Genomic DNA, 14,351 nt, shown 5'->3' on the forward strand with positions numbered 1-14,351 from the left:
GGGATCATGTGGGTACGTCGGTGGGTGTCCGTAGATGTCCGGGGGGTCGTACGCTGTCCTCCTGGTCCTGTTCGGGTCGACCGGCGGGGGTGCCGTGCCTCTCCTTCACAAGATCGCTGGAGTCGTGATCGTCTGTGCCGTGGTCCTGGGGCTGACGCTTCCCGGGGACCGGAAGGGGCGTGACAGGGCGGACGCGGCCAAGCGCGCCGGGGCGGAGTCCGCGGCGGCGCCGACCGCGCAGGCGGCCAAGGCCGGAGGGACGCCCGCACCGGGTGCGACGGGGGCGTCCGGGAGCGCGGCGCCGTCGGTGTCGGCGTCCGCGCCCATCCCGGCGGCGGCGCCCGGGGCGGTGGCCGTGAAGGCGGACGAGCTGGGCCAGGTCCCGGTCCTGATGTACCACCGGATCATGAAGAAGCCGGAGCTGTCGCTGGACCGGTCGACCAAGGAGCTGTACGACGAGCTGACCGGGCTCGCCAAGGACGGCTACTACCCGATCACGGCGGCCGAGTTCTTCGGCGGCCGGGTCGGCGTGCCGGCCGGCAAACATCCCGTGGTGCTGACCTTCGACGACAGCACGCCCGGGCACTTCGGGCTCGACGCGCAGGGCAACCCGGCGCCCGACACCGCCGTCGCGATCATCGAGCAGGTGGCGCGGGAGAATCCCGGGTTCCGGCCGGTGGCGACGTTCTACCTGAACAAGGAGATGTTCGGGATGGACGACGCGCAGGCCGCCACCGGACTGAGGTGGCTCCAGCAGCACGGGTTCGAGATCGGCAACCACACGGTGACGCACCCCAGCCTCTCCGGGCTGTCCGAGAAGGGCGTGCACAAGGAGATCGGCGACATGGAGGACCGGATCGTCCGGCTCACCGGGGCGCACACGACCACGTTCGCCTACCCGTTCGGGGCCGTCCCGAAGAAGAAGGCGTGGGCCGAGAAGGAGGACGGCCGGTACTCGTTCCAGGGCGCGTTCCTCGCCGGGTGGCGGCCTTCGCTGTCCCCGTTCGACGACGACTTCGACCGGTGGGCGGTCGACCGGGTCCGGTCCGAAGGCAAGATCAAGGAGAACGACTGCAAGAAGTACTGCTCCACCGCGTGGCTGGAGTACCTGGACAAGAACCCCGATGAGCGGTACACATCTGACGGAGATCCGAACACGATCACGTTTCCGAAGGCGGCCGAGGACCGGCTCGCCAAGGAGTACCGGGCCCGGGCCCGGGTGTACTGACGGGCGAGACCGGGGAAGACCGCCCTCGGCGGATTGACCACGGGAGATCGGTCCCATATCCTGATCGCTGCGCTGTGGGCCTGCGCGCGCTTCAGACGGAGCAGGCTCGCGCTCGGTCAGGTCGGCGACAACGGTTCGGTGCACTGACGCGGCAGCGACCGCGTCCCATTCCGGTCTTCGGCAGGGCGGATAACGGCCCTCCGCGCACTACCCATACGACTTCCATGTCCGTACCGGAGCCAGCCGACACATGACGAGCAGCACCGAGGCCACCTCGACCACCCCGCAGGTAGCGGTCAATGACATCGGGTCCGAGGAAGCCTTCCTCGCCGCGATCGATGAGACCATCAAGTACTTCAACGACGGCGACATTGTCGAAGGCACTGTCGTCAAGGTCGATCGTGACGAGGTCCTCCTCGACATCGGCTACAAGACCGAGGGCGTCATCCCCTCGCGTGAGCTGTCCATCAAGCACGACGTCGACCCGAACGAGGTCGTCTCCACCGGAGACCACGTCGAGGCCCTCGTCCTCCAGAAGGAGGACAAGGAGGGCCGGCTGATCCTGTCCAAGAAGCGCGCCCAGTACGAGCGCGCCTGGGGCACGATCGAGAAGATCAAGGACGAGGACGGCATCGTCACCGGTACGGTCATCGAGGTCGTCAAGGGCGGCCTCATCCTCGACATCGGGCTGCGCGGCTTCCTGCCGGCCTCGCTCGTCGAGATGCGCCGCGTCCGCGACCTGCAGCCGTACGTCGGCCGCGAGCTCGAGGCCAAGATCATCGAGCTGGACAAGAACCGCAACAACGTGGTCCTGTCCCGCCGCGCCTGGCTGGAGCAGACGCAGAGCGAGGTCCGCCAGACCTTCCTCAACACGCTGCAGAAGGGCCAGGTCCGCAAGGGCGTCGTGTCCTCGATCGTCAACTTCGGCGCGTTCGTCGACCTCGGCGGCGTCGACGGCCTGGTGCACGTCTCCGAGCTGTCCTGGAAGCACATCGACCACCCGTCCGAGGTCGTCGAAGTCGGCCAGGAGGTCACGGTCGAGGTCCTGGACGTCGACATGGAGCGCGAGCGCGTCTCCCTGTCGCTCAAGGCCACCCAGGAAGACCCGTGGCAGCAGTTCGCCCGCACCCACCAGATCGGGCAGGTCGTGCCGGGACGCGTCACCAAGCTGGTGCCGTTCGGCGCGTTCGTCCGCGTCGAGGAGGGCATCGAGGGCCTGGTGCACATCTCCGAGCTGGCCGAGCGGCACGTGGAGATCCCCGAGCAGGTCGTCCAGGTCGGCGACGAGATCTTCGTGAAGATCATCGACATCGACCTCGACCGGCGCCGGATCAGCCTGTCGCTCAAGCAGGCCAACGAGGGCGCCGCCGGGATCGAGGAAGAGGACTTCGACCCGACGCTGTACGGCATGCCCGCCGAGTACGACGACCAGGGGAACTACAAGTACCCCGAGGGCTTCGACGCCGACACCGGCGAGTGGCTTGACGGCTTCGACGAGCAGCGCGAGACCTGGGAGCGGCAGTACGCCGAGGCGCGCACGCGCTTCGACGCCCACCGCAAGCAGATCGAGGAGGCCCGCAAGGCCGAGGCCGAGGCGGGCGCCGAGCCGGCCGCCGGCACCGGTGGCGGCGGCGGCGGAGGCGGGGAGACCTCCTACTCCGGTGGCGGCGAGAGCGAGTCCGGCGGTGGCGCCCTCGCCACCGACGAGGCGCTCGCCGCGCTGCGGGAGAAGCTCTCCGGCGGCCAGTGACCGCCGCCTGACGCGCCGTCCGCGCGCGGCCGCCCCGGCGGCCCGCGCGAACGGCCGGTGACAACACGAGGCACGGCCGGAGAACGATCTTCAGGATCGGCCTCCGGCCGTGCTTCGGTTGCGCCACCATTGCTTCCGGCAAGTCCGTACCGAAGGTCCGCTCGTCCCCCGGGGAGCATTCGTTCAATTGGCCAGCACAGACGCCAACCCAGCCACGGGCACCAGGGCCGGCGGCCCGGCGGCGGCCGGCGCTCCGATCGTCCCGCAGGGCCCCGCCAGGCTCGCGCTGATCGCCGTCACCGTGGCGGTGCTCGCGCAGACGCTGCGGTTCTCGCTGCCGCAGCTCGACCACTTCGCCGACGAGGCCGGGACCGGCGCCGCCGCCGGCGCGGTCGCGGCCGTGTACCTCGCCGGGTTCACCGCCCCGCTGATCCGCCGGCTCGCCGGCCCGCGCGCGCTGCTGCTCACCGGCATCGGCGGGCTGTTCGCCGTCCGCCTCCTCGCGCAGGCCGTCGACCCGCGCACCTGGATCGCGTTCGCGGGCACCGCCATCGGCATGATCGCCGTCGCGGCGCTGTACGAGGGCGCGCGCGGCCTGTCCGGGGTCGGCTTCGCGACGGCCACCGTCGCGGGCCTGGCCATCGACGGCGCCGTGCGGATGTGCTTCGCCACCTGGGACCCGGTGTGGCGGGACGGCATCGGCCCCTGGCTCGCCTGCCTGGCGTTCGTCGCGGCCGGCGCCGCCGCGCTCTACCGCGAGGTGGCGTCCGGGCCGGTCAGCGCGCCCGGGATCTCCTGGCGGGACGCGATCGGCGCCGCCGCGTTCGGGCCGTTCCTGGCGCTGCAGATCCTCGTCCTCGCCAGCCCCGCGTTCGTCGCGTCGTCCGGGTGGCAGTCGCTGACCGGCGCGCACGTCGCGATCGTCATCGGGCAGGGCCTCGCGCTGGCGTTCCTCGCCTCCGGGCTCGCCGTCCGGGCCGTGCCCGGCGGTGTCTGCGTGCTCGGCGGGACGCTCCTCGGGGTCGGCGCGGGCGCCGTCGCCGGCACCTACGCGGTCTCCGGCATCGAGGCCGTCCCCATCGTCATCGTCGGGCAGGTGCTGTCGGCGTGGCTGCTGGCCGTGGCGTGCCGCGCGCCGCTGCGCCGCGCCGGGGACGGCGGCCCGGTCTGGCGGGTGGACGCCGGCGCCGCGCTCGGCGGCCTGCTCATCGCGGTGGTCCTCGTCCCGTACCAGGTCAGCTCCGTGTCGCCGCTGCCGGTGCCGAACAACGTGCTGCCCGGCCTCGCCGGGATCCTGCTCGGCGCGCTCGCCGCCTTCGCGGCGGCCCGCGGCGGGCCGCTGCCCGCCCGCGCGCCGCTGCGCGCCCTCACCGCGGGCGCCGCCGCGCTGACGCTGCTGGCGGGCACGCTGGTGTTCACGGTGGCCGCGCCCGACGGGGAGGCCCCGGCGGCGCCCGCCGTCGGCCAGGTGCGGGTGCTCAGCTACAACATCCACGACGCGGTCAACCAGTCCGGGCGCCTCGACCCGGAGGGCATCGCCCGCGTCATCGAGGGCCAGCAGGCCCACGTCGTCCTCCTCCAGGAGGCGGGGCGCGGGTCGCTGCTGTCCGGCACCACCGACGTCGGCGTGTGGCTGTCGCGCCGCCTCGGCATGAAGCTGATCTGGGGGCCTGCCGCCGACGGCCAGTTCGGCAACGCGATCCTGACGTCGCTGCCGGTCCGCAGCTCCGGGACGGGCCGGATGCGCAAGGGCGACTGGTCGCAGATCCGCGGCTACGTGTGGGCGCGGCTCGGCATCGGCCAGACCACGATGGACGTGTGGTCCACGCACTTGGAGGGCGGCGACGACCAGGCCGGCGAGCGGTCCCGCGAGATCGCGACGCTGCTGCGGGCCTGGGGCGGCGCGCCCCGCACCATCATCGGCGGCGACTTCAACGCCGGCGCCGGCAGCGCGGAGCTGGCCGCGATGACCGACGGCACCGACCTGCGCAACGCCGCGATCGGCGGCGGCGCGCCGTACCCGACCAGGTCCGACGGCGCGAGCACCGACTGGGTCTTCGGCTCGGACGGCATCCTCGTCACCGACTACGACGTCCCGGCGTCGGACGCGTCCGACCACTATCCCGTCGCGGTGACCGTCCGGATCGGGCGGTGAGCCGATCCGCGGCGCGGTCCGCCGCTAGGGTCGTCCCCATGAGCGAACCGACGGTCGCGATCGAGCGCGCCGCCCTCCGCGACGCGGGGGAGCTGATGACCGTCCAGCGGGCCGCCTACGTGGCGGAGGCGCAGCTGTACGGCGACCCGTTCCTCCCGCCGCTGGTCGAGACGGCCGAGCAGCTGGAGAAGGTGCTCGGCACCGACGCGGTGGTGCTGAAGGCGGTGCTGGAGGGCCGGGTCGTCGGCGCCGTCCGCGCCCAGTTCAGCGACCACACGTGCCTGGTGGGGCGGCTCGTCGTCGTCCCCGACCTGCAGGGCCGCGGCATCGGGCGGCGGCTGCTGGCGGCGCTGGAGGACGAGGTCGCCGGTCGCGCCGACGCGTGCGTCCTGTTCACCGGCCACCTGAGCGAGACGAACCTGCGCCTGTACCGGCGGCTCGGCTACGCCGAGACGCACCGCGAGCGCGTCGCCGCGCACCTCACCCTCGTGCACATGCGCAAACCCCTGGTCCCGGCCGGAACCGGCTGACGGCTAGGGTGAGTCCCGTGCTGAAAGTGGGACTCACCGGCGGGATCGGGTCGGGCAAGAGCGAGGTGTCGGCGCGCCTCGACGGGCACGGCGCGGTGGTCATCGACGCCGACAAGATCGCCCGCGAGGTCGTCGAGCCGGGCACGCCGGGCCTCGCCGCCGTCGTGGCCGAGTTCGGCGCGGACGTCCTGCTCGCGTCCGGGGCGCTGGACCGCGAGAAGGTCGGCCGCATCGTCTTCGCCGACCCGGCCCGCCTCGCCGCGCTGAACGCGATCGTCCACCCCCTCGTCGGCGACCGGATGCAGGAGCTGATGGACGCGGCGCCCCCCGGCGCCGTCGTCGTGTACGACGTCCCCCTGCTGGCGGAGAACGGCCTGGCCGGCATGTACGACGAGGTCGTCGTCGTGGACGCCCCCGAGGAGACCCAGCTCGACCGGCTGGTCGCCCGCCGCGGCATGACCGAGGAGGACGCCCGGGCCCGCATGGCCAGCCAGGCGTCCCGCGAGGAGCGCCGCGCCGTGGCGACCCATGTGATCGACAACTCGGGAAGCCTCGCCGACCTGAAATCCCAGGTGGACGCCCTCTGGCACTCCCTCACCCACCGCTCCGCGCCCTAGAAGGGGGCGTCGAGGGGGAGGCGGTGGACGGCGGGCAGGTAGGGGTCCAGTTCGCCCGGTTCGAAGCGGCACATGCCCACGGCGTACCAGAACTCGGCGGTGGCGTTGCCCTCCCACTTGTAGCGGCCGTCGGGGGCCAGTGCGGCCCAGCCTTCGGCCAGGCCGAGGAGGGTCGCGTGGCGGGCCGGCGCGGTGTGGTCGGTGACGTCCCAGAGGATGATGGCGCCGTCGTCGCCCGCGGTGGCGAGGAGGCTGCCGTCCGGGCTGAACGCGGCCGACCAGACGCGGCGGGTGTGGCCGGTGAGGGTGTGCATGAGGCGTCCGCTGGACGGGTTCCAGAGCCGTACGACCATGTCGTCGCCCGCACTGGCGAGCATGTCCCCGGACGGGTGGAACGCGGTCGTCCACATGCGTCCGGTGTGCTCGGTGAGGGCGTGCAGGGGCGCGCCCGTGGACGGGTTCCACAGGCGGACGGTGCCGTCGTTGCTCGCACTGGCGAGGGTCTCGCCGGACGGTGAGAACGTCACCTGGTAGACGCGGTCGTCGTGGCCGCGCAGGACGGCGGTGAGCTCGCCGGTGCGGGGGTTCCAGAGGCGGACGAGCCCGTCGTCGCAGCCGGTGGCGACCAGGTCGCCGCTCGGCTGGAAGTCGATGGAGCGGACGCGGCCCCGGTGGTCGGCGAGGTTGACGATCTCGCGGCCGGTCGTCCAGTACCAGAGCCGGACGGAGTCGTCGTCGTTGGCGGTGGCGAGGACGTCTCCGGAGGGGGCGAACGCCTGCGCCCAGACGTGGTCGGTCTCGACGTTCAGCTCGCGTTCGAAGGTGCCGGTCCCGGCCTGCCAGAGGTGGACGCCGCCGTCGTTGGTGGCGGTGGCGAGCTGGGAGTCGCGGGTGTTGAACGAGGCGGCGGTCAGGTTGTCGGCGACGCCGCGCAGCTCGCGGATCATCCGGCCCGAGCGCGGGTCCCAGAGCCGGACGAGGCCGTCGTTGCCGCTGGAGGCGAGCATGCCGCCGTCGGGGCTGAACGCGACGCCGGTGACGCGGCGGCCGTGGCCGCGCAGGACGACGCGGCACTGCCCGGTCTCGGCGTCCCACAGCCGGGCCGTGCCGTCGTTGCTGCTGGTGGCGAGCTGGGCGCCGTCGGGGCGGAAGGCGAACGGCCACACGGCGCCGCGGTGCCCGGCCAGTTCGAGGCGCTGCCGGCCGGTCCCGGGGTCCCACAGCCGGACGGAGCCGGCGCTGTCGGCGGTGGCGAGGCGGCCGCCGTCCGGGCTGAACGTCGCCTGGTAGATGCCGCCGCCGTGGCCGGACAGGGTGCTGCGGTGCCGGCCGCCCGCCCAGAGCCGGACGGAGCCGTCGGTGTCGCCGGTGACGAGGAGGTCCCCGTCCGGGTGGAACGCGATGGCGTAGACGCGCCCGGTGTGGCCGAGGAGCTCCTGCTCGATCTCGCCGGTCCGGATGTCCCAGAGCCGGACGACGCCGGCCTCGTCGCCGGCGGCGAGCCGGGAGCCGTCCGGGTGGAACACGGCGCGGAACACGGCGCCGTGGTGGCCGGCCAGTTCGCGGCGCAGCGCGCCGGTGGTGAGGTCGAAGACGCGCAGTGTGCCGCTCGCGTCGCCGGTGACCATGAGGGAGCCCGCGGGGTCGAACACGGCGGTGTAGACGGGGGCGGTGTGCCCGGGCAGTTCGTGCAGCAGGGCACCGGATGCGGCGTCCCACACGCGGATGGTGCCGTCGGCGGCGCCGGCGGCGACGAGGTTGGTGCCGGAGGGGGCGCGTCCGCCGACCACCACTGGCCACACCCCGTCGGGGTGGACGGCGAGGGTGTGCGTGGTGTGGCCGGTGGCGAGGTCCCAGAGGCGGACGGTGCCGTCGGCGGATCCGCTCGCCAGGATGTTGCCCGCGGTGTCGAAGGCGACGGCGTAGGCGCGGTCGGTGTGGCCCTGGAGGTTGCGCAGGGGAGTGCCTGTTACGGCGTCGCAGATCAGGACCCCGCCGTCCTCGCTGCCTATGGCCACCACGGAGCCCCCAGGGCTGTACGCGAGCGGCTGCGGAAGGCGGCTGGTCTGGAAGTGGAATCCGTACGGGACGCCGACGGCGGCGGGTGCGACCTGGATGTCGATGGGACGTCCGGGGGCGATCGCCGCCTCGCGCAGTTCGGGGGCGGCGGCGATCCGGTCGGGGAGGGCGGCGTCGACCAGGGCGGCGCGCGTCCAGCGGCTGCCGTCCACGGCGATGTCGCGGAGGTCGGCGCGGGCGAGGCGGGCCCGGGACAGGTCGGCGCCGCGCAGGTCGGCACCGGTCAGCTTGGCCTCGTCCAGGCGGGCGCCGGCCAGCGACGCGTCGCGCAGGACGGCGCGCGACAGGTTCGCGCCGACGAGCTGGGCGTCGGTGAGGTCGGCTCCTGTGAGGTCGACCTCTTGCAGGTCGCGGTAGGAGAGGTCTTCGCCTTGCAGGCGCGCGCCGCGGAGGTCGGTGTGCGCGGGGGTGCGCAGACGTGTCGTGATGCGGATCGCGTTGGCGCGGGCTATGTCGTCGGCGTCGGGATCGGCGAGTACGGAGGCGGTCCACTCCTGGCAGGCGCGCGTGTCCGCGAGGTCGCACAGGAAGTCGACGGTGAGCTGGGTCAGCGCGCGGCGGCCCAGCGCGGCGGGTGCCGCGCCCCTGGCGAACTCGTCCGCGATGTGCCGCGCGACGAGCCACTCCATGACGGACGTGTGGATGAACCCGAACAGCCCCTCGGGCGTGCGCACGAGCAGGCTTCCGGCGCCGACGGCGTGCGTCACCTGGTGCGGCGACATCCGCCCGCCGGCGAGCCCGGTGAGGGTGTCGGCGACGTCGGCCAGCTCGGCGAGGCGCAGGAACTGCTCGTTGCCCTCCCACAGCCGCAGCGCGAGCGTGCCCACGGCCTGCCACATGTCGTCGGCCTTCAGCCCGGACGGCCCGCCCGCCCCGCCGACCCGGTCGGCCTCGTACCCGAGCCAGGACGACAGGATCTCGTGGTAGAGGTCGGCGGGGCTGACGGCCGTGCGCGCCTGCGCGACCGAGCGCAGCCGGTCGTCGGGCAGGTCGGCGATGAACGACAGCATGCGCGGGTTGGACGTCAGCGCCAGCAGCTCCTCGATGCCCTCCAGCAGGCCGAGGCGCGCGTCCGCCGCGTCCTCGTCCCCGTACCGGTTCACCAGGTACGAGCGGACCTGCGGCGGCGTGAACTCCTCCAGGCCGAGGACGCGCCGGTGCGGGAGCACGCCGACCTTCTCGCCCAGGGCGGTCAGCACCTGCGCCTGGGACTTGAAGTGCTGCGTCCGGCTCGCCACCACGATCTTGGCCTTGTCCTGGGCGGCCTGCAGGAGCGTGTCGAGGTGGTCGGCGGCCTGGTCGTAGGTCATGCGCGTCACCAGCTCGTCGAACCCGTCGAAGAGCAGGACGATGCGCCCCTGGCGGAGCATGTAGTGGAACGCCTTGAGGTCGATCAGCTCCTCGCCGTGGTTGGCCAGGTGCGCGGCGACGAGGCCGTCCACCGAGTGCGCCTTGTCGAGCGCGCGCAGCTCGATGAGGATCGGGATGACGTGCGGCAGCTCTTCCGGGATGCGGCGGGCCAGCTCGCGCAGCGCGAACGTCTTGCCGCGGCCGAAGTCGCCCAGCAGGAGCAGGAACCGCCCGTGGTCGGCGGCGAGCAGGTGCAGCATCTCGCCGACCACGTCGTCGTGGACGTCCGCCCTGGAGCGCGTCTCCGCGTCGTCGTTCGTCTCCGGGCGGAAGCGGTCCAGTTCCCGGTAGCGCTGCGGGACGTACAGGGACGGCGGGTACAGGCCGCCTGCGGAGAGCCGTCCCGTCTGGGCCGACACGTACTCCGACAGGTCGACGAGCCCCTGGAACTCGGTCAGGCTGCGCACCCGGATGCCGCGCCGCAGCGCGTCGTCGCGCAGTGACCGCGCCGGTGCCGGGCCCAGGTACACCAGTTCGGAGCCGTGGTCGGTGCCGTCGGCGTGGACGTGCCGGATGAACGCGTCCACGTCGGCCTCGGTCACCTGCCCCACGTGGGCGCCGATGCGGTACTGGCGGACGAAGCCGTCCTCCATGTGGGTGAGCAGCAGGTGCGGCGGGTCGGACCGTCCGTCCTCGCGCGCGGGCGGGACGATGCGCCGGATGGTCGCGCGTTCGAACCGCGTCTCGCACGCCTCCGTCAGGCGGTCGAGAAGCCGCGCCGTCGGGTCGGGGACGGGGTCGGCGTCGCCGTCCGCCCCAGGGCCGAGTTCCGGGACGGGCGGCGCCGGAGGGGTCTCGGCGCGCGGTGGCGGGAACGTTCCGTCGATGCTCTGCCAGGACCGTTCGAGACGCTCTGGCCCCCGCCTGGCGGCGTCCTCCGGGATCCACCGCTCCAGGCCGTCCCGCTGCAGGACGATCGTCTGGTGACGGCCGGGCCCCAGCGCCGGGACGGACGGGACGCCGCTGCCGTCGAGCAGGGGGATGGCACCGAACTCCGACTCCGTCCCCTGGAAGAACAGGTTGACGTGGGCGCCGAGGAGCGTTTCCACCGTTTCGGGGTCGCGCAGTGCGCCGGGCTCGCCCGGGATGGGCGTGTGCTCGATCGCGCCCAGGCGCAGCCAGCCCTCGTCCTCGAAATGCCGCAGCCGCTCGTTGAACCAGGCGGCCTGCGCACGGCCGACGCGGCCGTACCGGTCCTCTTCGCGGTGGGTCTGGGGCAGGGTCGAGTTGAGCCCGCACACCACCACCTTCAGGTCCGGTACGGGGAACAGCGTCCACGGCTGGGCGCTGTCGAAGATGAGCGCGTCGATGCCCTGGTAGAACTCCTTGAACAGGCCCGCGTAGTGCCGCCACTTCGGCCAGTACGGCGGCTGCGGCTCGATGTCGTCGGCCTCGCAGCTGGAGAAGTACGCCTGGCACGCCGCGCGGGTGACGTCGTGGGTGCCCGGCACGACCACGACGCGCTGCGCCTCCAGCCCGAGCAGCGCGCGCAGGCTCGTCAGGAACGACAGCGCCTCGGCGAACTCCTTGCGGCTGCCCGAGTGGGTGATGTTGCCGGTGACGACCAGCAGGTCGGGGCGCGGCACACCGGAGTCGGCCAGCCGCGTCACGTCGCTCCAGATGCGGTCCTGCAGCTCGGTGGCCGTCGTCGGCTCGCCGGGCTCGGCGAGCGTCCGGCCGAACCGGGGGCCCGAGACGTGCAGGATGCTCAGCCGCCCGCGCGGCTCCTGCCCGGCGTCCGCCGCGGGGAACGCCGGGGCGGCGGCGGGCGCCCGCCGGACGGGACGCTCCTCCGCCGGCGCCGGCCCGGTGCCGTACTGCGGCCCTTCAGGCTCCTCCAGGCGTCCCGGAAGGGGTTCCCGGCCACCCGGCGGCGGCCCGGGGCGGCCGGGACCGGCTCCGGGGAAACCAGGGCCGTTCAGCGGGCGGGCATGGCCGGCGAGCGCCTCCTGGATGCGCCGCATCAGCAGCCGCTGCGCCTCGTCCGGGTCGTCGACGCCCACGAGGTCCACGTAGGTGATCGTGGACAGCAGCCCGTCGATCGGGCAGTCCTCGATCCGGACCGTGACCAGCTTGCGCGCCGGGTCGTCGGGGTCGGCCCGCAGCGCCGCCATCCATTCCAGCCGCCCGTACCGGGAGCGCAGGTAGTTGCGCGACAGCACCGCGACCACGGCCTTGGCCTCCGACAGGCCCCGGTCCATGAAGTCGATGAAGTTGGTCCCGGGCACGAAGTCCCACGCCTGCATCATCGTCCGGTGCCCCGCGGCCTCCAGCTGCCAGGCGATCCAGGACGCCCACCGCTCGTCGGCGGGCGAGTAGCTGATGAAGAAGTCGGTCGGACGCTCCTGGGGGTGGCCGCCGGGGGTTGTCATGGCGCCAGTATCGCGCGCCCGCGGGACGGAACGCAGGGCGCCCGGCCGCTATGGGATCATGACGCGCGTGCCGCCCCGTCCGACCGAGACCCTGCGCCGCGCCGCCGGCTCCCTGGGCGTCCTCGACTGGATACGCGTCGCCGTGCTCGTGCTGGGGCTCGTGTTCGTCGCCACCGGCCTGCTGCCGGCCGACACGGCGCGTTCCAGCGTCGGGCGGATCGCGCCCCTGCTGCTCTTCCTTTTCAGCGTCATCATCCTTGCGGAGCTCACCAAGGAGGCCGGCGTCTTCGACGCGATCGCGCAGCGGATGGCACGGGCCGGACGCGGCAACTATGCCGCGTTGTTCCTGCTGTGCGTGGCGTTCGCGTCGCTCACGACCATCTTCCTCAACCTGGACACGACCGCCGTACTGCTGACCCCGGTAATGCTGGCACTGGCGGCGCGCGCGCGGATCGCGACCTTGCCGCTGGCCATGACGACGGTGTGGCTGGCCAACACCGCGAGCCTCCTGCTGCCGGTGTCGAACCTGACCAACCTTCTCGCCGCCGACCGGGTGGCGCTGGAGACCCGCGCGTTCGCGGCCCGCATGTGGTTCCCCCAGGTGGCGGTCCTGGCGGTCACGATGGCGCTGCTGTGGGTGTTCTACTGGCGGCGGCGCATGCGCGGCGAGGACACCTACGATCCGCCCGACCCCGCGCCCGTCCGCGACCGGGTGCTGTTCAGCTCCACCGGGGTCGCGTGCCTGCTGTTCATCGGCGCGATCCTCGCCGGAGTGCACACGGGGATCCAGCTCGGCGTCGCCGCGACCGTCGCGGCGGTCGTGGCCGTCGTCGCCTTCGCCGTGCGCGACCGGTCGGTGCTACGTCCAACGCTCATCCCGTGGCAGCTCATGGTGTTCGTCACCGGGCTGTTCTTGGTCGTCCCCACGCTGGAACGGTTCGGCCTGGACGACGTCATGCGCGGCCTGGTCGGCGACGACGGCGGTGTCGCTGGAGTGTTCCGGGCGGCGTTCTCCGGGGCGGGGCTGTCGAACGTCCTCAACAACCTGCCCGCATACGTGGCGGGGGAGTCGGCCGTTCCCGCGTCGAACAAGGACCAGCTCCTGTCACTGCTCATAGGGACGAACGTGGGGCCGGTCATCACGCCCTGGGGGTCGCTGGCGACGCTGCTGTGGTTCGAGTGGTGCCGCCGCTGGGACGTCCGCGTCCCGATGCGCACCTTCGTGTTCGCAGGGACGGTCGTCGCCGTGACCGGCTGCGCCGCCGCCGTCGGCGCCCTCCTGCTGACCGGGTAGCGCCTAGAAGGCGACGTGGAAGCGGCCGTCGGGGCGGGCGATCGTCGTCGTGGTCTCCAGGAGCCGGTCCAGGAGGTCGGGGCGCGCGGCCACGAAACCCAGCTCCGACGCCGGGCGGTCGATGCCGAGTTCGTAGGGGGAGCCGTCCAGGCGGCGCAGTTCCGCGCCCGCTTCGGCGGCCAGGAGCGCGCCCGCGGGCAGGTCGACGATCTCGGGCAGGTAGCCGACGATCCCGTCGATGTCGCCGCGGGCGAGCATCGTCCACGCCACCAGCGGCGCCCACAGCTGGAGCATGCGGGCGCACTGCTTCTCCAAGGCCGTGCGCAAGGCGAACGCGACGAGATCGTCCGACTTGACCTGGTGCCCTTGCGTCCACGCAAGAACAGGGTTCTTCGCGCGACCCGGCCGCGGATGGTCAGGCAATGTCAGCAGCCCTTTGCCCGGCCCCAGTGCGCCCTTGCCGCGCACCGCCGACCATGTCTGCCCCGACACCGGGTCATGGACGACGCCCAGCACGGGCTCGGCGCCCGCGCACAGCGCCAGCCCCACCGCGTACACCGGCATGCCGATCGCGACGTTGTTGGTGCCGTCCAGCGGATCGACCAGCCACACCATGTCCTGGCCGGGCACGCCGTCGGTTACCCCGGACTCCTCGGCGATGATGCGGTGCCCCGGGTACGCGGCCCGCAGCCGCGCCAGGATGAGGTCTTCGGCGGCCGTGTCCAGCTCCGTCACCACGTCCCCGCCGGTGCCCTTCGGACGCGTCCCGAGAGGCCCGCCCACCCTGGCGGTGAGCAGGGCGCCCGCCGCCTCGGCGGCGTCCACCGCCACCCGGCGGGCGGCGGCGAGATCGACCGGAAGGGCCGGGGACGGGGTCGTAGATCTCATCGGGCCTCTCCAGCGGGTTCCGGCGGCC

8 protein-coding genes are annotated in these 14,351 nt (G+C 73.1%); 6 read left to right on the plus strand and 2 right to left on the minus strand.

Annotated features, from left to right (window positions below):
- Positions 1-139 precede the first annotated feature (139 nt).
- The 5 genes from E1293_RS16765 (at position 140) to coaE (ending at position 6,280) form a co-directional block, all read left to right on the plus strand.
- Positions 140-1,228 (plus strand): polysaccharide deacetylase family protein, encoded by a 1,089-nt coding sequence (locus E1293_RS16765; RefSeq protein ID WP_243716273.1) that lies wholly within the window; start codon positions 140-142, stop codon positions 1,226-1,228.
- Between the two features lie 250 nt (positions 1,229-1,478).
- On the plus strand, positions 1,479-2,978 hold the full coding sequence (gene rpsA, locus E1293_RS16770) for a 30S ribosomal protein S1 (RefSeq protein ID WP_132198340.1): 1,500 nt from the start codon (positions 1,479-1,481) through the stop codon (positions 2,976-2,978).
- Positions 2,979-3,165: 187 nt separating this feature from the next.
- A complete protein-coding gene (locus E1293_RS16775) occupies positions 3,166-5,133 on the plus strand; it encodes an endonuclease/exonuclease/phosphatase family protein (protein WP_243716274.1) in 1,968 nt (655 codons plus the stop codon).
- Between the two features lie 38 nt (positions 5,134-5,171).
- Positions 5,172-5,663 carry a GNAT family N-acetyltransferase gene (locus E1293_RS16780; RefSeq protein ID WP_132198341.1) on the plus strand — a complete coding sequence of 164 codons (492 nt, stop codon included), beginning with the start codon at positions 5,172-5,174 and terminating at the stop codon, positions 5,661-5,663.
- Positions 5,664-5,680: 17 nt separating this feature from the next.
- Positions 5,681-6,280 (plus strand): dephospho-CoA kinase, encoded by a 600-nt coding sequence (gene coaE / locus E1293_RS16785; RefSeq protein WP_132198342.1) that lies wholly within the window; start codon positions 5,681-5,683, stop codon positions 6,278-6,280.
- On the opposite strand, the gene E1293_RS16790 is transcribed toward coaE, so the two are convergent.
- On the minus strand, positions 6,277-12,141 hold the full coding sequence (locus E1293_RS16790; RefSeq protein ID WP_132198343.1) for a WD40 domain-containing protein: 5,865 nt from the start codon (positions 12,139-12,141) through the stop codon (positions 6,277-6,279). The two genes, coaE and E1293_RS16790, sit on opposite strands and share 4 nt — an antisense overlap.
- Positions 12,142-12,208: 67 nt before the next feature.
- Between E1293_RS16790 and E1293_RS16795 the strand changes: the two genes are divergently transcribed.
- Complete coding sequence (locus tag E1293_RS16795) at positions 12,209-13,435, plus strand: ArsB/NhaD family transporter (protein WP_243716275.1); 1,227 nt, start codon at positions 12,209-12,211, stop codon at positions 13,433-13,435.
- Positions 13,436-13,438: 3 nt separating this feature from the next.
- Here the strand turns inward: E1293_RS16795 and E1293_RS16800 are convergent, their stop codons facing one another.
- Entirely contained in the window at positions 13,439-14,323 is an 885-nt protein-coding gene (locus tag E1293_RS16800) for an inositol monophosphatase family protein (RefSeq protein WP_132198345.1), read from the minus strand.
- Between the last annotated feature and the right edge of the window lie 28 nt (positions 14,324-14,351).

The organism is Actinomadura darangshiensis, from assembly GCF_004349235.1.
Taxonomy (GTDB): Bacteria; Actinomycetota; Actinomycetes; order Streptosporangiales; family Streptosporangiaceae; genus Spirillospora; species Spirillospora darangshiensis.